At 71.4% G+C, this 19,777-nt stretch carries 15 protein-coding genes; 6 read left to right on the top strand and 9 right to left on the bottom strand.

The features are described 5' to 3' along the window. Positions 1–169 precede the first annotated feature (169 nt). The gene (locus B9Y95_RS12850; RefSeq protein WP_085512870.1) at positions 170–2,098 is read left to right on the top strand and encodes an ABC transporter ATP-binding protein; all 1,929 of its coding nucleotides are present in this window, start codon (positions 170–172) and stop codon (positions 2,096–2,098) included. A 69-nt stretch (positions 2,099–2,167) separates the two neighbouring features. On the opposite strand, the gene B9Y95_RS12855 is transcribed toward B9Y95_RS12850, so the two are convergent. Together B9Y95_RS12855 and B9Y95_RS12860 are read right to left on the bottom strand one after the other, a co-directional pair. After that, positions 2,168–2,920 carry a hypothetical protein gene (locus tag B9Y95_RS12855; RefSeq protein WP_085512264.1) on the bottom strand — a complete coding sequence of 251 codons (753 nt, stop codon included), beginning with the start codon at positions 2,918–2,920 and terminating at the stop codon, positions 2,168–2,170. 377 nt (positions 2,921–3,297) lie between these two features. Then, positions 3,298–5,163: a phosphoenolpyruvate carboxykinase (GTP) gene (locus B9Y95_RS12860; protein ID WP_085512265.1), complete on the bottom strand. Its 1,866-nt coding sequence runs from the start codon at positions 5,161–5,163 to the stop codon at positions 3,298–3,300. 123 nt (positions 5,164–5,286) lie between these two features. Here B9Y95_RS12860 and B9Y95_RS12865 point away from each other — a divergent pair, with 123 nt between their 5' ends. Next, positions 5,287–6,744, top strand: coding sequence for a helix-turn-helix transcriptional regulator (locus tag B9Y95_RS12865; protein ID WP_064294809.1), 1,458 nt, complete (start codon positions 5,287–5,289; stop codon positions 6,742–6,744). Here B9Y95_RS12865 and B9Y95_RS12870 read toward each other — a convergent pair. Next, positions 6,729–7,916, bottom strand: coding sequence for a DUF4192 family protein (locus B9Y95_RS12870; protein WP_159453404.1), 1,188 nt, complete (start codon positions 7,914–7,916; stop codon positions 6,729–6,731). The two genes, B9Y95_RS12865 and B9Y95_RS12870, sit on opposite strands and share 16 nt — an antisense overlap. A gap of 222 nt (positions 7,917–8,138) precedes the next feature. Between B9Y95_RS12870 and B9Y95_RS12875 the strand changes: the two genes are divergently transcribed. Together B9Y95_RS12875 and B9Y95_RS12880 are read left to right on the top strand one after the other, a co-directional pair. Continuing rightward, complete coding sequence (locus tag B9Y95_RS12875; RefSeq protein ID WP_085512266.1) at positions 8,139–9,863, top strand: thiamine pyrophosphate-binding protein; 1,725 nt, start codon at positions 8,139–8,141, stop codon at positions 9,861–9,863. Between the two features lie 34 nt (positions 9,864–9,897). Continuing rightward, positions 9,898–10,692, top strand: coding sequence for an alpha/beta fold hydrolase (locus B9Y95_RS12880; RefSeq protein ID WP_234994102.1), 795 nt, complete (start codon positions 9,898–9,900; stop codon positions 10,690–10,692). A gap of 119 nt (positions 10,693–10,811) precedes the next feature. Here B9Y95_RS12880 and B9Y95_RS12885 read toward each other — a convergent pair whose 3' ends face one another. The 3 genes from B9Y95_RS12885 to B9Y95_RS12895 form a co-directional block, all read right to left on the bottom strand. After that, positions 10,812–13,082, bottom strand: a complete 2,271-nt coding sequence (locus tag B9Y95_RS12885; RefSeq protein ID WP_085512268.1) for an MMPL family transporter — start codon at positions 13,080–13,082, stop codon at positions 10,812–10,814. Positions 13,083–13,160: 78 nt separating this feature from the next. Then, on the bottom strand, positions 13,161–13,736 hold the full coding sequence (locus B9Y95_RS12890) for an isochorismatase family protein (protein ID WP_085512269.1): 576 nt from the start codon (positions 13,734–13,736) through the stop codon (positions 13,161–13,163). A 99-nt stretch (positions 13,737–13,835) separates the two neighbouring features. After that, positions 13,836–14,030 carry a hypothetical protein gene (locus B9Y95_RS12895; RefSeq protein ID WP_079707354.1) on the bottom strand — a complete coding sequence of 65 codons (195 nt, stop codon included), beginning with the start codon at positions 14,028–14,030 and terminating at the stop codon, positions 13,836–13,838. Positions 14,031–14,091: 61 nt separating this feature from the next. Between B9Y95_RS12895 and B9Y95_RS12900 the strand changes: the two genes are divergently transcribed. Together B9Y95_RS12900 and B9Y95_RS12905 are read left to right on the top strand one after the other, a co-directional pair. Continuing rightward, a complete protein-coding gene (locus B9Y95_RS12900) occupies positions 14,092–14,955 on the top strand; it encodes an endo alpha-1,4 polygalactosaminidase (RefSeq protein WP_085512270.1) in 864 nt (287 codons plus the stop codon). A 130-nt stretch (positions 14,956–15,085) separates the two neighbouring features. Continuing rightward, on the top strand, positions 15,086–15,991 hold the full coding sequence (locus B9Y95_RS12905; RefSeq protein WP_085512271.1) for a LysR family transcriptional regulator: 906 nt from the start codon (positions 15,086–15,088) through the stop codon (positions 15,989–15,991). Between the two features lie 12 nt (positions 15,992–16,003). Here the strand turns inward: B9Y95_RS12905 and B9Y95_RS12910 are convergent, their stop codons facing one another. The 3 genes from B9Y95_RS12910 to B9Y95_RS12920 all read right to left on the bottom strand — a co-directional run bounded on the left by B9Y95_RS12910 (position 16,004) and on the right by B9Y95_RS12920 (position 19,771). Further along, positions 16,004–17,467, bottom strand: coding sequence for an LCP family protein (locus B9Y95_RS12910; protein ID WP_085512272.1), 1,464 nt, complete (start codon positions 17,465–17,467; stop codon positions 16,004–16,006). A gap of 82 nt (positions 17,468–17,549) precedes the next feature. Next, on the bottom strand, positions 17,550–18,707 hold the full coding sequence (locus tag B9Y95_RS12915; RefSeq protein ID WP_085512273.1) for a CPBP family intramembrane glutamic endopeptidase: 1,158 nt from the start codon (positions 18,705–18,707) through the stop codon (positions 17,550–17,552). Positions 18,708–18,781: 74 nt separating this feature from the next. After that, the gene (locus B9Y95_RS12920) at positions 18,782–19,771 is read right to left on the bottom strand and encodes a LacI family DNA-binding transcriptional regulator (protein ID WP_085512274.1); all 990 of its coding nucleotides are present in this window, start codon (positions 19,769–19,771) and stop codon (positions 18,782–18,784) included. Between the last annotated feature and the right edge of the window lie 6 nt (positions 19,772–19,777).

The raw sequence follows: 19,777 nt of genomic DNA on the forward strand, positions 1-19,777 counted from the left end.
CGAGGGCCGGTACGTGGAGGACGTCTCCGCGCACCGGCCCTCGGTGCGTCCGCGGTCGGCGCGTCGGCTTCGGGCTCGGCGCGTGCGACCGTCGCCTAGAGTTGAACCACGGTGCGCCGTCGCCATGGACGTCTCGGAGCCGCGCACCGCACCTCGGAGGAAGAGCACCATGAGCACCCCAGCGCGCCCGGCACGCAGCCGCAACCCGTTCAGCCGACCGAAGGACGACGGTCCCCGCGCGAGCCTCAAACAGCTCATGCCGTACATCTTCGAGCACCGCTCGATCCTCATCGTCGTCATCATCCTGAGCGTCATCGGAGCGGCCGCGTCACTCGCCCAGCCGCTCATCGTCAGCCAGGTGATCGGGGTCGTCGAGGCGGGCCGCTCGCTCGGCAACCTGGCGTGGCTCCTCGTCGGGCTCGTCGTGGTCTCCGGCGTGATCAGCGGGTACCAGCACTACCTCCTGCAGCGCGCCGGCACCGGGGTCGTCTACTCCTCCCGGCGCCAGCTGATCGCGCGCATCTTCCGGCTGCCGATCAGCCAGTTCGACACACGTCGGACGGGCGACCTCGTCTCGCGGGTCGGCAGCGACACGACCATGCTCTACGCCGTCCTGACGCAGGGCTTCGTGGACGCCGTCGGCGGTGCCATCACCTTCATCGGCGCACTCATCGCCATGGCGATCATCGACCCCGTCCTGCTGGGTCTCACCCTCCTCGTCGTCATCGTCTCGGTCGTCGTGGTCGTCGCGCTGAGCGGACGCATCCGCGTCGCCAGCCGCGAGCAGCAGACCAAGGTGGGCGAGCTCGCCGCCGCGGTCGAGCGCGCCATCAGCTCCATTCGCACCATCCGGGCGTCCAACGCGACCGACCGCGAGATCGACGCGGTGGACGGCGTGGCCAAGGAGGTCTACGGCGTCGGCGTGCGGATCGCGAAGATCTCCTCGCTGGTCGTCCCGGTCGCCGGCATCGCCATGCAGACCTCGTTCCTGGTCGTCCTGGGCGTCGGCGGGTTCCGGGTCGCGTCCGGGGCCATCACCATCGCGAGTCTCGTCGCGTTCATCCTCTTCCTGTTCATGATGATCATGCCGCTCGGCCAGGCCTTCGGCGCGATCACGAGCGTCAACCAGGCGCTCGGAGCGCTCGGCCGGATCCAGGAGATCCTCGACCTGCCCGACGAGGGCGACGACGACGCGGCCATCGCCGCGCGGGTCGGACGTCCCGGGACCGCCTCAGCGTCCGCTCCGGCGATCGAGTTCGACGGCGTCGAGTTCGCCTACCCGGACGCGGCGGTCATCGAGCGCGAACGGGCCGCAGCGGAGGCGCTCGCGACCGAGGCGCTGACTGAGGGCACCAGCGCACCGGAGGTCGTCGCCGCCGACGCCGCCCGACTCACCGAGGCGCAGTCCGCGCTCGGTCGTCAGGTGCTCCGTGGGGTGTCGTTCGCCGCGATGCAGGGCAGACGCACGGCGCTCGTCGGACCGTCCGGCGCCGGCAAGAGCACCATCCTCGGGCTCATCGAACGGTTCTACGATCCGACGGCCGGTGCCATCCGCCTGGGCGGCGTCGACATCCGCACGATCCCCCGCGCCGAGCTCCGGGACCAGATCGGGTACGTGGAACAGGACGCCCCGGTCCTCGCCGGCACGCTGCGCGACAACCTGTTGCTGTCATCGCCGGATGCGAGCGACGCCGACTGCGAGCGCGTGCTGCACGCGGTCAACCTCGGCGGGGTCCTCGACCGCAACCCGCTCGGTCTCGCCGCTCCGGTCGGCGAGGACGGCATCATGTTGTCGGGCGGCGAGCGGCAACGCCTCGCCATCGCGCGCGCCATCCTCGCGGCTCCCCCGATCCTGTTGTTGGACGAGTCGACCTCGAGCCTCGACGGCGTCAACGAGCAGATGATGCGCGAAGCCATCGATGCGGTCGCGACGGGACGCACACTCATCGTCATCGCTCACCGGCTCTCGACCGTCGTCGACAGCGATCAGATCGTCGTCCTCGAGGAGGGTCGGGTGGTCGGCGTCGGCACCCACAGCGACCTCGTGACCGAGGTCCCGCTCTACCGCGAACTCGCGAAGCACCAGCTCCTCGTCTGACGTCGGTTCATTCGCCCATGTTTGGGCGAACGAGTGCTCCGTCGCCCAAACATGGGCGAATGAACGGGGTCACGGGCGCCATCCTGCCGCGATGAGGCGCTCGCGCGCTCGGTCGACCGCGACGGCGGCACCCGCCTGCAGGTGATGTGCGAGGAAGCGGTCGTGGGACCATCCGAGTCTGGTGACGGCATGGATCCGGTCGACGTCCTTCGCGAACTGACCCGGGTCGGTGGCGTGCTGGCGCCCGTCGTACTCGAACGCTGCGCGATACGCCGGGTAGGCGAGGTCGAGACGTGCGATGAATCTCCCCCAGCGATCGCGCAGTTCGTGATTGAGCACCGGCTCCGGGAGACCGGCGCGAACGAAGGCGAGTCGGAGTTCCGTCTCCTTCGGCGATTCGGAACCAGCGCGGATCTGCGGGAGTGCGGCACGGAGTGCCCCCGCGCCGACATGACGGGATCCACTGAGCGCCGCTGCGAGGTCGTCGAGCGAGCAGAGCGCTGGAAGGCGCTGGTGGAGCCAGCGCCCGGAGGCACCACGCTCACGGACCAGATGATCTCCGACCGCGACCAGCTCATCGATGTTGAGACTCGGTCCGAGCTGGCACCACATGTCGGCGGGACTCACGACCGCGAGCCTCTCAACGAGGATCGGATCGCCGAAGAGGCCCGCCAAGCGATGGCCGACGACCCCGGCGACCCTGGGCGCTCGGTCCGGCGGCCGGACGCCGACATGCACCTCGTCCCAGCGCAGCCGCGCCGGGAGCGGAGCATCCAGGAGGTGCGCGGCCGACAGGTGCGAGAAGAACTGCGCCGGTGCCATTCGCTGGGCGTACGCCCGACACAGCTCCAGGTGCGCGAGATGACGATGTTCGGGAGGCAGGTCCGCTCCCCTGCGCGGTGCAGCGAAGCTCCGAACCCCCGGGAACGGTGCTGGAACACGCGTCGTGCGGAGGCGCTCCGGAGAGACGCCCTGCTCCAACGCCGAGCGGACGGAGAAGGCTTGGTGATCGGGTAGATCAGTCGGCGTCATGCTTCGATCGTCGCGCGATCGGTCGGTCCGCGACCGGCGCGCCCTCCTCGCATCGACCTACCGCCGCGATCTCCGGCCTGTGGAGCGTCCTGGTCGCCGGTCCGTTCGCCCATCTTTGGGCGCACGAACCTCCATTCGCCCAAAACTGGGCGAATGGAGGACGAGCATCAGGATCGGAGGCGGTAGCGCAGGGCGGCGAGTTCCGCGCGGAGGGCGGCCGGGACCCGGCTGCCGAAGGTGTCGAAGAAGGACTCGGTGAGGTCGCACTCGACGAGCCAGGACTCGCGATCGACGGCGAACAGGGCGTCGAGGTCGGCCTCGGGCACATCGATGCCGTCGAGGTTCAGCTCGTCGAGGACGGGCAACCGGCCGATCGCCGACTCCCGTGCGTCGACCTCGTGCTCGAGCCGCCGCACGATCCACTCGATGACCCGCGAGTTCTCGCCGAAGCCAGGCCACAAGAAGGAGCCGTCGGCGTCCTTCCGGAACCAGTTGACCTGGAAGATCCGCGGCGCCTTGCCGTGCTCGAGCGCACCGCCCACCCGGAGCCAGTGACTCCAGTAGTCCGCCATGTTGTAGCCGCAGAACGGGAGCATCGCGAAGGGGTCGCGGCGGAGCTCCCCGACCGTGCCCTCGGCGGCGGCGGTCTGCTCGGAGGAGATCGTCGCCCCCATGAACACGCCGTGCTCCCAGCTACTGGCCTCGACCACGAGCGGCACGTTCGTGGCACGGCGCCCACCGAAGAGGATCGCGTCGAGGGGAACGCCGTCGGCGGCGTCCCAGTCGTCGGCGATCGACGGGCACTGCGCCGCCGCGACGGTGAACCGCGAGTTCGGGTGGGCCGCCGGGCGCCCCGACTCGGGCGTCCAGTCCTGCCCCTGCCAGTCGACGAGGTGGGCGGGCGGCTCGGGGGTCAGCCCCTCCCACCAGACGTCTCCGTCGTCGCGGAGCGCGACGTTGGTGAAGATCGTGTTGCCCCACAGGGTGTCGACGGCCGTCGCGTTCGTGCCGGCGCCCGTGCCGGGTGCGACCCCGAAGAAGCCGGCCTCCGGGTTGATGGCGTACAGCCGGCCGTCGTCGCCGGGCCGGATCCACGCGATGTCGTCGCCGAGGGTCTCCACCGTCCACCCGGGGATCGTCGGCCGCAGCATCGCGAGGTTGGTCTTGCCACAGGCCGAGGGGAACGCGGCGGCGATGTGGAACGCCCGGCCCTCCGGCGAGACGACCCGGACCAGCAGCATGTGTTCGGCCAACCAGCCCTCGTCGCGTCCGATGACCGAGGCGATCCGCAGCGCGAAGCACTTCTTCGCGAGGAGTGCGTTCCCGCCGTAGCCGGAGCCGAACGACCACACTTCGCGAGTCTCCGGGAACTGGACGATGTACTTGGTGTCGTTGCACGGCCAGACCGCGTCGGCCTGCCCTGCTTCGAGCGGAGCGCCGACCGAGTGGACGGTCCGGACCCACGGCTGTCCGTCGGCGATGAGCTCGAGGACGCGGTCGCCCATCCGCGTCATGATGCCCATGCTGAGGACCGCGTACGCCGAGTCGGTGATCTGCACGCCGAGCTGCGAGAGCGGCCCACCGACCGCGCCCATCGAGAACGGCACGACGTACATCGTGCGGCCGCGCATGCTGCCGGCGAAGACCCCGTGCAGTTCGTCGCGCATCGCTGCGGGATCCCGCCAGTTGTTCGTCGGGCCGGCGTCCTCCTCCTGCTCGGAGCAGATGAAGGTGCGGTCCTCGACGCGCGCGACGTCGCGCGGATCGCTGCGGGCGAGGAAACTGTTCGGCCGCCACTCCGGGTTGAGCTTGATCAGCTTCCCCTCCTCGACGAGCTGGTGGGTGAGCCGGTGCGACTCGCTCGCGGAGCCGTCGACCCAGTGGATCGCGGACGGCTCCAGGAGAGCCGCCAGTTCGTCGACCCAGGCGTGCAGCTCGGCGAGGCCGCTCCGCTTCGGGCGCGGCACCGCTCGGAGCTCCGCGCGGGCGGCGGGAGCGGGTGCGGTGTCGGGAATCAGTGCTGCGATGGACATGCGTTCCTCCGGCGTTGGTGGGACGGTCAAGAAGTGGTCGTAGAGCCACCATGCGCCTGTTTCGGACGATCTTCATGGTCTTTCACCCTTCAAGAATCACGGTTCTTTCGATACGGTGAAGGAATGACGCCGACTCCCGCATCGACCGCCGCCGCCGAACTCCTCACGCTCGGCCATCGGATCCGGCACTTCCGGACCCGGCGAGGCCTCACCCTCGACGACCTCGGTGAACGGGTCGGGCTGGCGGCGAGCCAGCTCTCCCTCATCGAGAACGGGAAGCGCGAGCCGAAGCTGTCGGTCCTGCAGGAGCTGACGACCGCGCTCGGGGTCGACCTGACGGACCTCTTGTCGAAGGAGGCGCCGAACCCCCGCGCGGCGCTGGAGATCGAGCTGGATCGGCTCCAACGCAGTGCACTCTACGGCGAGTTGACCCTGCCGATCGTCAAGCCGTCGAAGGGCATCCCGGACGAGGCCCTCCGCGCACTCGTGGGCCTGCACCGCGAACTGCAGCGGCACGCGAGCGAGGCGATCGCGACCCCGGAGGAGGCGCGGCGTGCCAACACCGAGTTGCGGGAGTGGATGCGGGAGCGCGACAACCACCTGCCCGAGATCGAGGAACTCGCCGAGTCGCGCGTGCTGCGTGCCGGGCACAGCACCGGCGCGCTCACCCACCGCACGGTGAGCATCATGGCGGAACAGCTCGGCTTCGACCTCATCTACGTCAACGACCTGCCGCACTCCGCCCGCAGCGTCACCGATCTCGAGAACGGGCGCATCTACCTGCCACCGGCGTCGATCCCCGGCGGGCACGGCCTGCGATCCATGGCCCTGCAGGCGATGGCGCACCGCCTGCTCGGGCATCAGCGTCCGACGAGCTACGCGGAGTTCCTCCGGCAACGGCTCGAGATCAACTACTTCGCGGCGGCGGCGCTCATGCCGCAGACGGCGGCGGTGTCGTTCCTGCAGCAGGCCAAGCGCGATCGCAACCTGGCCGTCGAGGACTTCCGTGACGCCTTCGGGGTCACCCATGAGGCCGCGGCGCTGCGCCTGACCAACCTGGCGACCGCCCGGCTCGACATGCGCCTGCACTTCCTGCGGGTCTCCGAGGACGGGGCGATCTCGAAGGCCTATGAGAACGATGCGCTGCCGCTGCCCGTCGACGTGACGGGGGCGGTGGAGGGCCAGATCGTGTGCCGGAAGTGGAGCGCTCGGAACGCCTTCGCGCGGACGAACCGCACCACGGAGCTCTACCAGTACACCGACACCCCGGCCGGTACCTTCTGGTGCGCGACCCAGACCGGCACGACCGAGGCCGGGGAGTTCTCGATCTCGGTCGGCGTGCCCTGGGGCGAGGCGAAATGGTTCCGTGGACGGGAGACCACGACGCGTGCGGTCTCCACCTGCCCGGACCCGACCTGCTGCCGTCGACCACCGTCGGACCTCGCCGACAAGTGGCGGGAGCAGGCCTGGCCGAGCGCCCGCTTGCACACCCACATCCTCTCCCCGCTGCCGAGCGGCACCTTCCCCGGCGTCGACGACTCCGAGGTCTACGACTTCCTCGAGCGTCACGCGGCTGGCTGATCGCCGGGGGCGGCGACGCCGTCGCGTGTTCCCGGGGTGCTGCAGAACGCCCAGGCCGGGAGGTGCCCCTGGCGGATCAGCGACCCGACGGTCGCCGCCAGCGGGTGGTCCAGCTCCTCGTCGATCAGCTCAGCGAGGAAGGCGGCCGCGCGCGTGCTCTGACCGAGCGCCCACGACAGCCAGGCGAGCATGGCGAGCGGCGCGACGCGTGCCGACTCCGACGCTCGCGCCGCGACGCCGAGGAGCAGGCTGCTCGCCGCCCGGATGCGCTGGACGTCGGGATGCGGTCCGTCGCCGACCAGCAGGTGGGCGACCCGGTGGAACACCTCCGGGTCGTCCGTCCCGACCGGCAGATGCCCGTACGCGCGTTCGGCGTCGTCGAGTTCCTCGCCCAGCTCGCGCCCGAACGCCCACTGCATGAGTGCGAGATCACTCGCCCACGGACGTGACAGGCTCAGCAACAGGAAGGCCACCTCCCGAGCGGTCATCGCCTCGATGCCGCGTGCGAGCGCGTCCTCGAAGACCGCAGGAAGGCCGTCGAGTCGTTCCACGGCGTCTCCGACGTCGATCCGCCAGGTCGTGCGGGCGTGATCGGCGGCCGCGTCGAGCATGGAGGCCAGTCGAGCGCAGAGCACCCGGTACTCGAGGTCGACGGCTGCGAACGTCGCCACGTCCACCGACGGGACCTCGGTCGTGACGAGCTCCCAGGGGAGCGGTGGGACCGGCGGGACCGCCGCCGAGGCCACGATCGCAGGCGACCGCCCTCCGGCGGGGAGTCCAGGGTCGAGGTAGGAGCCCCAGCCGTCAGCGGCCGAGCAGAGCGCGTCCTTGACCGTGAACCCCTGTGCGTTCGCCAGCTGGAGGACCGCGTCGGCGATGGTCTTGCCCGGCGGCTCCGCCCCGGCTCCGAACGCGTCGTCCGTGTAGACCACCGGCACGATGGCGTCGACGCCCGGGGCCCGGCAGACGAATCCGAGGGCGCGCTCCGCGGCGGCGTCCGCCACCTGCCGGTCGACGTCCGTTCCGGCCGGCAGGTGCACCTGGAGTGCGCCGCGGCTGTGACGGCCCGCGAACAGGACGACGACGAGACTCGATCTCGGAGTGCTTCCGACGAGTCCGGGGATGAGGGCGAGGAGGTCTTCGGCCGCATTGGCCTGCACGATGTGGGTCATGGAGCAAGCCTCAGTCGAACCCGGGTCCGACTGTCCGGCAGGCGTCACGGATGTGGAGCGGATGCTGTCGCGGCCGCACTGTGCAGCGCGGTCGCCGCGGAGTAGAGTGTGCTCGTCAGACTCCGCAGCACGGGGTCGTTGCTCGAAAAAAGGGCGATAGCGCGGCCAGCACCGGCGAGACACACACGGAATCCCATCCGTCCACGTTCTCGAAGGTCTCCCATGTCCGAACACGCTTCGTCGACCGTTCCCACGTCGATCCGCTCCTCCACCGTCTCCGCTCGGGTGGCCCAGGCACTCAGCCGCCATGTCTCCGAGGTGTTCGGCGTCATGGGCAACGGCAACGCGCACCTCCTCGACGCCCTCGCCGCGACCCCGACCCGCTTCACCGCCATGCGCCATGAGGCCGGGGGCGTCGCCGCAGCCGACGCCTACGCCCGCGCGGGCGGCGGCCTCGCTGCCGCGACCGCGACCTACGGAGCCGGATTCACCAACACGCTGACGCCGCTCGCGGAGGCGGTGATGGCCCAGATCCCGCTGATCCTCGTCGTGGGCGACGCCCCGACCACCGGCGCCCGCCCGTGGGACGTCGACCAGTTCCAGATCGCCGCCGGGCTCGGTGCGCCGACCTTCACCGTCGGTCGTGACGACGCCACCGCGACCACGCTGCGTGCCATCGAGCACGCCGTCCACCGCCGGACCGCGGTCGTGCTCGCGATCCCCTACGACCTCGCCGCCGTTGCGTCCGACGAACCGCTGCGGGCGGACGGGACACCGCACCACCCGGCGCTCGTCCGGCCGTCCCGCGTGGAGCCCGTCGCGCGGCGTCTGGACACCGCCGCGGCCGCCCTGCGCAGCGCGCACCGTCCGCTCATCCTGGCCGGGCGCGGAGCCTGGCTGGCCGACGCCGGACCCGTCCTCGGCGAGCTCGCCGAGCGGCTCGACGCCCACACCGCGACCACGGCGCTCGGACGCGGTCTCTTCGGTTCCAGCCCCCGTGATCTCGGGGTGGCCGGCGGCTTCGCGACGGAGCACGCCGCGACACGCATCGCCGAAGCGGACGTCGTGCTCGTCGTCGGCGCCGGTCTCAACCAGTTCACGATGCGGTTCGGCGAGGCCTTCTCCCCCGATGCGCACGTCATCCAGGTCGACCTCGCCGACGCCCCGACGAACGCCAGGGTCGACGAGCTCATCCACGGTGACGCGGCCCTCGCTGCCGCAGGTCTCCTGGAACGGCTCGCCGACGGCGCGGGGTCCGGATGGGTCGCGTCGGCCGGTCGCGCCCGCCCAGCACCGCACCTCGACCGCGACCCGGGTGACGGCTCGTCCGGCGACGGACTGTGCGCCGACGGGCGCCTCGACCCACGAAGCCTCGCGCACCGACTGGACGAGCTGCTCCCGGCCGACCGCACGGTCGTGCAGGACGGCGGCCACTTCATCGGCTGGGCGCCGATGTACTTCGACATCCCCTCCCCCGACCGCCTCGTCATGGTCGGGACCGCGTACCAGTCGATCGGACTCGGGTTCCCGAGTGCCGTCGGTGCCGCCGCTGCCGGGCACACGGGCACCACCGTCCTCTGCACCGGCGACGGCGGCGGCCTCATGGCGCTCCCCGACCTCGACACCGTCATCCGCACGGTGCCGAGCGGCGTGATCGTGGTCTTCAACGACGCCGCCTACGGAGCCGAGGTCCACCAGTACGGCTCGCGCGGGCTCGACCAGGCCCCGATGCTCATCGACGAGGTCGACTTCGCCGCCCTCGCGCGGGCCTTGGGTGGCCAGGGCGTGACGATCGACACGCTGGCGGACCTCGACGGACTCACCGACTGGGTCCACGCCGGGGCGCAGGGCGTCCTGCTGCTCGACTGCCGCATCTCCACGAGCGTCGTCGCCCCGTACCTCTCCGAGATGATGCAGCAGGGACCACGGCCGGTCGCCGTCGACTGAGCCTGCGCGGCGCCACCGCGGGTATCGTTGACGGGTGCTTCCTCAGCCTGCCCCGACCGCGCCCACCTACGTCATGTCGACGGACGGCATCCGGATCGCGACGTACCTCCACGAACCGGCTCCGGGCACCGGCGACCTCGGCACGATCGTCGCGGTTCACGGCTTCGCCTCGAGCGCCGGACTCAACTGGGACCTCTCCGGGTGGACACGCACGCTGACGCGCGCCGGGTACCGTCTGCTGACCCTCGACCAACGCGGTCACGGAGCATCCGACAAACCGACGGATGCTGCCGCCTACCGACTCGACGTCCTCGTCGACGACGTCCTGTGCGTCCTCGACGCCTACGGCATCGACGAGCCGCACTACCTCGGGTACTCGCTGGGTTCCCGGGTGGGCTGGCGGCTGGGCGTCCGGCACCCCGACCGCGTGCGGTCCCTCAGCCTCGGCGGTCTCCCCGAGGGCGACTCGCTCCGCGACTTCGACCTGGAGGCGGCCCGTCACCACGTGCGGACCGGGACGACGATCACGCACGCCCTCACCGACACGTACGTGACGATGGCCGAGGGGGTGCCGGGCAACGACGTGGAGGCGCTCATCGCCCTGGTGGACGGCCTCCGCGGAGGACCACAGCCGAGCACGGCCGAGGTACCGCCACTGCCGATGCTGCTCGTGACCGGAGACGACGACGCGGTCGCCGCCGGGAGTCGGCGGCTCGCCGGAGCCGCCGGTGCCCGCTACGTGGGGCTGCCCGGCCGGGAGCACTTCAACGCGGTCTCGTCGCGGGCGTTCAAGGACGCCGTGCTGGAGTTCCTCGCCGAGCGGGGGTAGCTGTCCGGGGCACTTCGACAAGCTCAGTGACCGGAAGGGGCACTCAGTGACCGGAAGGGGCACTCAGTGACCGGAGGGGAGCTCGGTGACCGGGAGCAGTCCTCCCTCGACCGCCTCGGTCAGGCCGCGTGCCGGTGCTCGACACGACCCTTCGCGAGCTTCGACGGCCACCAGATGGCGCTCCCGATGTCGTGGCTGAGGGCTGGGACGAGCAGCGTCCGGACGATGATCGTATCGAGGAGGACCCCGAACGCCACGATGAACGCGATCTGCGCGAGGAACAGGATCGGGATGACGCCCAGCGCCGCGAACGTGGCCGCGAGCACGAGTCCGGCCGAGGTGATCACGCCGCCCGTGATCGCCAGCCCCCGCAGCACGCCGGCCCTCGTTCCGACCCGCAGCGACTCCTCGCGGACCCTCGTCATGAGGAAGATGTTGTAGTCGATCCCGAGCGCCACGAGGAAGACGAAGCCGTAGAGCGGCACACTCGGGTCCGCGCCCGGGAACCCGAGCACGTGGTTGAACACGAGCGCGGAGACCCCGAGGGCCGCCCCGAAGGATACCACCACGCTGAGGATCAGCAGGACCGGGGCGAGCACCGAGCGGAGCAGCAGCATGAGGATGAGGAGGATGACCGCGAGCACCACCGGAATGATGAGGTTCCGGTCGTGGATGGACGCGTCGTTCGAGTCGATGGCGGTCGCCGTGACGCCGCCGACCGGCGTGTGGGAGCCGACCTCGGCGTCGAGGGTCGAGCGCAGTTGTCGCACGCTCTCCTCCGCCGTCGTCGAGTCGGGGGCCGCGTCGAGCGTCGCCTGGAGCAGGATGCGGCCGTCGTCGACCGTCGGTTCGGCCGACGCCACCGGGGTCCCCGGGGGGCCCGCGGCGGGAGCCGTGAACACCGCCTCCCCGTCGCTCACCGTCGCGTCCGCGGTGCCGGTCGCGGAATCGCTCGACAGCACCTGGACGCTGTCGAGACCGTCCGCCTCCTCGAGGATGCCGATGACCTGCGCGGCGTCACCCTCCTGCGTGAGGACGTACACGGGGCTCGCCGAGCCGGCCGGGAAGTGCTCGCCGAGAGCCGCCTGACCGTCACGGGCCTCGGACGTGCCGAGGATGAGGTCGCTCTGGGCGACGCCGTCCGCCTTGAGCTGGAAGACCCCCAGGCTCGCGACCAGGAGGAGCAGGGTGCTCCCGATCCAGACGACGCGGGCGTGGCGGGAGATGAGGCGGGCGATCCCACCCCACAGACCGGTGGTCGGCACGGCGGTGTCGTCGGTCGACGAGGCGCGCACACGGTGCTCGCTCCCGACCTTCGGGCGCAGCGGCCAGAACGAGGTGCGACCGCAGGCCAGCAGGAGCGCGGGCAGGAAGGTGAGCGCCGCGAGGACCGAGAAGACGATCCCGATCGAGGCGACCGGCCCGAGCGCCTTGTTCGAGTTCAAGTCGCTGAGCAGCAGGCAGAGCAGTCCGGCGATGACCGTGCCGCCCGACGCGACGATCGGCTCGAACGATCCGCGGAGCGCAGCCCACGTCGCATCCCACCGCCGCTCGTGGTCGCGGAGCGCCTCCCGGTACCGCGAGACGTAGAGCAGCGAGTAGTCGGTCGCCGCACCGATCACGAGGATGAAGAGGATGCCCTGCACCTGGCCGTTCAGCAGGACGACACCGGCCTTCGCGAGCCACCACACGGTGAGGAGTGCGGTGCAGAGGGCGAACAGCGAGGTGCCGAGCACGAGGAACGGGAGGACCGGCGAGCGGTACACGACGATGAGGATGAGGAAGACGGCGCCGAGCGCGGTCAGGAGGAGGATGCCGTCGATGCCGGCGAAGGCGTCGGTGAGGTCGGCCGTGAACCCTGCCGGGCCGGTGACGAAGACGTCGAGGCCGGTCGGGGCCGCTTCGGCGAGCTGTGCACGGAGGGCCTCGACGACGTCGCCGACCTCCGCGTCGCCGCTGATCGGGACGAAGACCTCGACCGCGTCGCCGTCCTCGGAGGGGATGGCCGGCGAGACGCCGTCGGCGACGCCCTCGGTGGAGGAGAGTGCCGAGAGCTCGTCGTCGATCGCCGCCCGGTCCTCGTCGGTGATCCCGCCGTCGCGGACGAACAACACGAGCGCCGGGATGTCGTCACCCTCCCGGAACCCGTCGAGTGCCGTCTGCACCTCGGTCGCGTCCGCGCTCGCGGGGAGGAAGCTCGTCTGGTCGTTGGTCGCGACCTCGCTCACCTTGCCGAAGTACGGACCACCGACGCCGGCGGCCGTGAGCCAGAGGAGGATGAGGACCGCGGGGAGCACGACCCGCAGCCACCGCGGCGCACCCGCACGGTCCCGCGGCCGCGGCCGGGTGTCCGCGTCCGTCTGCGTTCCGCCGTGTCGTCCGTGCGTCATGCGCGCGCCCCGTTCTCGCCCTGCTCCGAATAATATGCAGCTAGCTTACTATCCGCGTCGGGCGGCCGGGGACAGAGTTCAGGCGGGGACGACGACTCCCCCGGCTTCGGTGATCTCGGCGAGCGCCACATCCCCGGCGGCAGGGTCGACGGGCGCGACGAGACCTGCGAGGACGCGGACCTGGAGGCCGTGCTCGATGGCGTCGAGCGCACTCCGGCGGACGCAGTAGTCGGTCGCGAGGCCCACGACGTCGACCTCCGTGATGCCGGCATCCGTGAGGACCTCGTCGAGGCTCAGCCCCTCCGGCGTCACGCCCTCGAAGATCGAGTATCCGTGGGCGCCCTGGCCCTTGCTGATGTGGGTGTCGACGCTCTTGGTGTCGAGCGCGTGGTGGTACTCCGCGCCTGCACTGCCCGCGACGCAGTGCACCGGCCAGTTCGTCACGTAGTCGGGCTCACCCGTCGCGAAGTGACCGCCGTTGTCGCCCTCGGCGTCGTGCCAGTCGCGTGAGGCGAACACGTGCGCGTACTCGTCCCCGTGCTCGGCCAACAGCTGCGTGACCCCCGCGGCGACGGCCTCGCCGCCGTTCACGCCGAGCGCACCGCCCTCGGTGAAATCGTTCTGTACGTCGATGATGAAGAGCGCGCGCGCCACGATGCCTCCGGGTTGTCGTCGTCCCGCCTCAGTGGAGGTGGGTTCCATCGAGGGTAACGCCGGGGAACCGACGGGGTCGGGTGGTTGCGCCGTCGTGGTTCAGAGCCGACGTGCGCGCTCCTTGCGGCGGTCGAAGAACTGGAGACCGATGTTCACACCCATGACGACGGTGCCGAGGAGCATGGCGACGAGCCCGGCGATCCGGAACCCGACCGGTAGCTCCAGGAGCAACGCGAAGACGACCCCGAGCACGATGAGCGCGGCACCCGCGGAGAACAACACCAGATACTTCATGCCCCCAACGGTACCGGCTGAGCGGCGGCCCCGGGACGGGACCGCGACCTAGGGTGGAGACATGACCCGTCTCCCCCGTCGCGCGCATCTGCTCATCGCGGCGGGCGCCGCCCTCCTGCTCGCGGTCACCGCCGCCGGCTGCTCCACCTTCCCGAGTGGTGCGAGCTCCGACACCGGACCGGCCCACTCAGCGGGTGGGTTCCCCACGGACGTCGTCTTCGACTACCAGCTGGGTGGGGCTTACGAGCCGGCGGCCGGCGTGGGCGGCGTCGCTCGCGACAGCACCGACTCCCCCGACCCCGACCGGTACTCCATCTGCTACGTCAACGGCTTCCAGAGTCAGCCGGCCGATCGCGACGCCTGGCTCGCCGAGCCGGACCTCGTCCTCACCGACGACGCCGGTGAACCGGTCATCGACGAGAACTGGCCCGACGAACTCATCTTCGACCTCTCCACCGACGACCGTCGCGCGCGCATCGCCGAGCGGGTCGGTGCGAGCATCACCCGCTGCGCGGAGGCCGGCTTCGACGCCGTCGAGATCGACAACCTCGATTCGTACACCCGGTCCGACGGTCGACTCACCGTTGAGGACGCGATCGCCCTCGCCACCCGGTACGCCGACCTCGCCCACGACGCGGGCCTCCTCATCGGGCAGAAGAACGCCGCCGAGCTGGGCACGCGTGGTCGGGACGACGTCGGGTTCGACTTCGCCGTCGCGGAGGAGTGCCATCGCTTCGACGAGTGCGCCACCTACACCGAGGTGTACGGAGGCGCCGTGCTGGACATCGAGTACACCGACGACCTGCGCGGCACCTTCGACGAGGTGTGCGCCGATCCGCAGGTCCCGTTCTCCACGATCCTGCGCGACCGCGACCTCCGGACGGCCGACGACCCCGCCCAGGTGTTCACAGCCTGCGCTCGGTAGGCACCGGCAGGAGATCCGCCCCGGGGCAGGAGCTTCCGCGGCGACGCGTCCTGCTGCGGGGTGAACCCCGGCGCCCAGGCATCTCCAGCAGGTGTCGGTAGCGTGGAGGCATGATCCGGACCCACGACGCATGAACCTGGAGCAATTGGAGGCGGTCGTCGCGGTCGTGGACTACGGCTCGTACGCCGCAGCGGCCGACGTCCTCCGGATCTCGCAGCCCTCGCTCACGAGACGCATCCAACGGTGCGAGACCGACCTCGGGCTCGCCCTCTTCACCCGGGTCGGTCGGCGCATGCAGGTCACCGACGCCGGACGGTCCGTGCTCGGCCCGGCGAGGCGGATGCTCCAGGAGGCGAACGGGCTCCGCGCACTCGCCGACGCCCAGCAGGCACTCACCGCCGGTACGCTCCGGATCGGCGCGCTCCCCTCGCTCGTGGCGACCCACGTCCCGGAGCTCGTCGCCCGGTTCCACGCCGCGCACCCCGACGTCCGCATCGAGGTCACGGGCGCCGTCGACTCCGCCGAACTGCTCGAGGCCGTCGACCTCGGGCGCATCGACCTCGGCGTGGCCGATGTCGCCACCGCCGGCCCCGGTGTCGAGGTGCGGCTCCTCGAGGAACAGCGGTTCGCGATCGTCCTCCCCGGCCTCAGGACCGTCGCCGAGCGCGAGGCCGAGCACACGCCGCCGACCATCACCGGCGACGAGCTGGCTGCTCACACCCTCGTGACCCTCCCGCGCGGGACGTCGATGCGCACCGTGACGGACGAGGCCTACGCCCGCTTCGGCGTGCAGCCACCGCGGGTGATCGTGACCACCCAGCGCGACGCGCTCACGCGGTTCGCGACCGCCGGCGTCGGGCTGACCGTGGTCCCCGAGCGGCTCGCCGACTGGGCGGCGGCCAACGGCGCCCGGGTCCGCCGGTTCCCGACACCGGTCACAAGGGGCATCGGCCTGCTCGTGCGCCACGACAGCCTCGGGACACCCGCCGTGAGTGCCTTCCTCCGCTTGGCGGAGCGGGTCCCACCCGGCGACTGACGACGCCCCGCGTCAGCCGCAGAGGTCCGCGGCGGCGTTGCGGGACTCGACCTCGACGGGTGCCGGCGCGGCAGGCGGGGACAGTGAGGCGAAGTCGTCGCCGATGACGAGCACGACGTCCTCCTCGTCCGGCCCTGGTTCGCCGCTCACGACGACCGTGATCCCCAACTCCTGGGCGAGGGAGGCAGCCGTCGCCCGAGCCGCGTCCGAGTCGCGCGCGAGCAGGACCGTGACCGGCGTGTCCGTCTCCGCGTCGCCGATCGACGCGACGGTGTAACCGAGGGCGGTCAGCCGGTCGGCCGTCGCCGTCGCGACCCCGTTCGTCTGCGAGCCGTTGAGGACGCTGACCGCCTCGACCCGCACCGGTTCGACCGGGGTGACCGGCTCGGCGGGGGACGCATCAGCTGCTCCCGCGATCGGCACCGGGACATCGGTGGCGAGGCTCGAGAAGACGGTCGCCGCGTCGTCGCTCGGGACGACACGGTTGGCGTCCGACGGCGCCTCGGTCCACGGCATCGTCAGGAAGGTGATGGCCGACGCCGGCACCTGCGAGACCCGGTGCGCGAGGGAGGTCAGGCTCGCGAGGTCGCCGAGCGCGGTGTCGACGGTGAGTGAGGAGGTGACCGCGTCCAGGAAGCGGATGAGGCGGTCCGGCCGGGTGAGCACCTCGGCACTCAGCGCCCGCTGCACGATCGCGGACATCACCATCTGCTGGTTGCCGAGGCGCGAGATGTCGCTGCCGTCACCCACCGCGTGCCGGGTGCGGGCGAGCGCGAGCGCCTGCGTCCCGTCGATGACCTGCGCTCCGGCGGGCAGCGCGAGGTTCGAATAGGGGTCCTCCATATCCTCCGGCAGGCACACCGCCAGCCCGTCCATGCCGTTGACGATCGCCTGGAAACCACTGAAGTCGAGCTCGACGAAGTGGTCGATCGGCACACCGGTCATCGCCTGCACTGCGGCGACCGAGCAGGCGGCCCCCGAGTTCAACGCCGCGTTCACCATCCCGTAGTCGTCGGGCGTCCCCCGCCCGGTGTCCGCGCACATCGACAGGTCGGTCAGTGTGTCACGCGGGATCTGCATCGCGTCGATCCGGGTGTTGCCCTCGGACACGTGCACGAGCACCATCGCGTCGCTGCGCTTGGTGCCGGTGTCCTCGCCGTAGTCGCCGACCGCGAGGTCACGGCTGTCGGAGCCGAGGAGGAGGACGTTGATCGCCGGGTCCGGCGCGCCCGGCTGCGCGGGGTCGGTCGAACGTCCGGTCGGGGCGGCGATGGCCTCGGAGCTGAGGTTGCCCTGCAGTCGCAGCGCGAGCGCACCGACACCCCCGAGGAGCGCGAGCACGAGCCCGCCTGCGATGCCGACGATGAGGCGCCGACGGCGGACCCGTGCGCTCGCCCCACCGCCGTGACGGCGAGCGTGGGCGGCACGTGGGCGGACGGATGCCTCGGGGAGATCGGGGAGATCGGGTCTGCGCATCGTCCCAGTGCACCAAGCGTCGAAGCGGCGGACAAGCAGCCTGCCCGGTGCGACTCATACACGGCGCGCATGCGTCGGAGGATCAGCTCACGGGCGAGGCGACCTCCGAGCCACGCAGTCCGGGCACCGCACGCTTGCCGAACTGGCCAGTGACGACCAGGATGAGCGCCGTCGCTGCGAGGAGGATCCAGCCCGGCCAGCCGAGCAGGGTGCCGAACACACTGCCGGTGTCCTGCATCGACGTCGGGCTGGCGAACAGCAGCAGTGCCCCGACGGCGGCGTTCACCGCGCCGTGGGCGATCACCGCCGGCCACACCGAGGCCGAGCGGAGCCGCAACCAGCCGATGAGGACGCCGAGCAGCATGCACCAGCCCACCATGAGGAGCAGGCCGAGGACGTCGGTCCGCTGGTAGTTGTAGCCGAGGAGGATGAGCGGTGCGTGCCACACGCCCCAGATCGCCCCGGAGATCAGGAGCGCGGGCCAGGTGCCGAGCGGCAGGAGGTTCGGCAGCAACCAGCCGCGCCAACCGAGTTCCTCCCCGAACGCGGACAGCGATGCCACCAGGACGCCGAGGGGCAGGGTGAGGAGCTGGACCAGGGCGACCGTGGTGAGCTCGTCCCGCCCGAGCTCGCCGGCGCCCGAGGCGGTCATGATGGCGGCGAGACCGGACAGGCCGACGAGGTCGAGCTCGATGAGCCCCATGGCCTGCCCGAGCAGCATGGAGCAGAACGCGAGGACGGGGAACCCGACGAGCGCCGCCGCGCAGAGCCCGAGGGTCCGGCCGAGGGGACGCAGCGGCGCGAGTCCGAGCAGCCGCGGGATGCTCCTCGGCCGGGCCACGAACAGCACCACGACGAGCGCGGCGATGGTCGGGGTGTACATCATGCCGAGGGCGATGAGCTGGAACCAGGGGTTCGCGAGTCCCTCACCCGACAGCCACAGCGGTGCGGCGATGAGCCAGGCGAGGCCGACGGCGAGCACGGTGAAGACCGTGACGGCGACCCACGGGACCCTGGCGGGCAGGATCGGGGCCAGCTCGCGGTTGCGCCGGCGCTGGCGGTCCGCCGCCGACTCCGGCTGCTGCGCGAGCACGGCCCGCCCGGCGGCACCGATCACCGGGCCCGCGGCCGGTGCGGGTGCCGGTGATCCGTCGGCGAGGGTCGTCCAGATCGGTCCAGGCGCGGGCTGTCCGATCGGCGCCCAGCCGCCCTCGGTCGGTGTGTCGTCCGGTCGCTGCATGTGATCCCCCGTGGTCGCGAACAGCTTCCTACGCTACGCAGCGACGGCGCGGGGCACATCCGCCGCCCGGGGGATCACGCGGTGAGGTGACAGCCGCAGGACTCCCGCAGGAGGAGCCCGACGGGGACGACGGTGCTGCGCTCGTGCTCGCCGTCCGCGTCACCGAAGCGGGCGAGCGCCCGGGTGGCGGCCAGGCGGCCCAGTCGTGCCGGGTCCTGTTCGATGACGCTGACCGCCGGATCGAGCTGGTCGGCCATCGGGAAGTCGCCGAAGCCGAGCGAGGCGATCCCCCGTGAGCGCAGCGCGGGGACGAGCGCCATCGTCACACGCGCGTTCGCCGAGAACAGGGCCGTCGGCGGGGAGGCGAGGCCGAGGAGACCGTCGACCACGGCGGCGGCCGGTTCGCGGTCCGTCGCGTCGAGGCTGACGAGGGCGTCGTCGAGATCGATCCTGCTCTCGGCGAGCGCCGAACGGTACCCCTCGAGCCGGCGACGGGTGCTCGGCGGGTGCGCCGAGTCGGCGACGAAGGCGACCCGGGTGTGCCCGTGCTCGAGCAGGTGCCTCGTCGCGAGGTAGGCGCCGCGGTGGTCGTCCTCGACGAAGCTGTCGGCGTCGAGCCCACCGGGGGCGCGGTCGACGAACACGATGGGTGTGTGCTCGGCCCATGGCGCGAGCCAGGACTGGTCCTCCGCGACGGGCGCGAGGACGAGCCCCATGAGCTGGGAGCGGAGTAGCGAGTCGAGCACGGCACGCTCGCGCGCCGGGTCGTCGCCGATGCTCGTGACGAGGGTGGTGATGCCCGAGACGGAGCAGACCTCCTCGACGGCGCGGACGACCGCGGCGAAGAAGGGGTCGACGACGTCCGGGACCGCGACGCCCACGGAGGAGGACCGCCCGGCGCGGAAGGTGCGCGCGAGGACGTTCGGGACGTAGTTCAGCTCCCGCATGGCCGATTCGACCCGCGACCGCGTCTCCGGGAGCACGTGCGGGTCGTCGTTGAACACGCGGGAGACCGTCTTCGAGCTCACTCCGGCGAGGGACGCCACGTCCTGCATCGTGGCCATGGCTGC

This window comes from Plantibacter flavus (assembly GCF_900177615.1).
GTDB lineage: Bacteria > Actinomycetota > Actinomycetes > Actinomycetales > Microbacteriaceae > Plantibacter > Plantibacter flavus.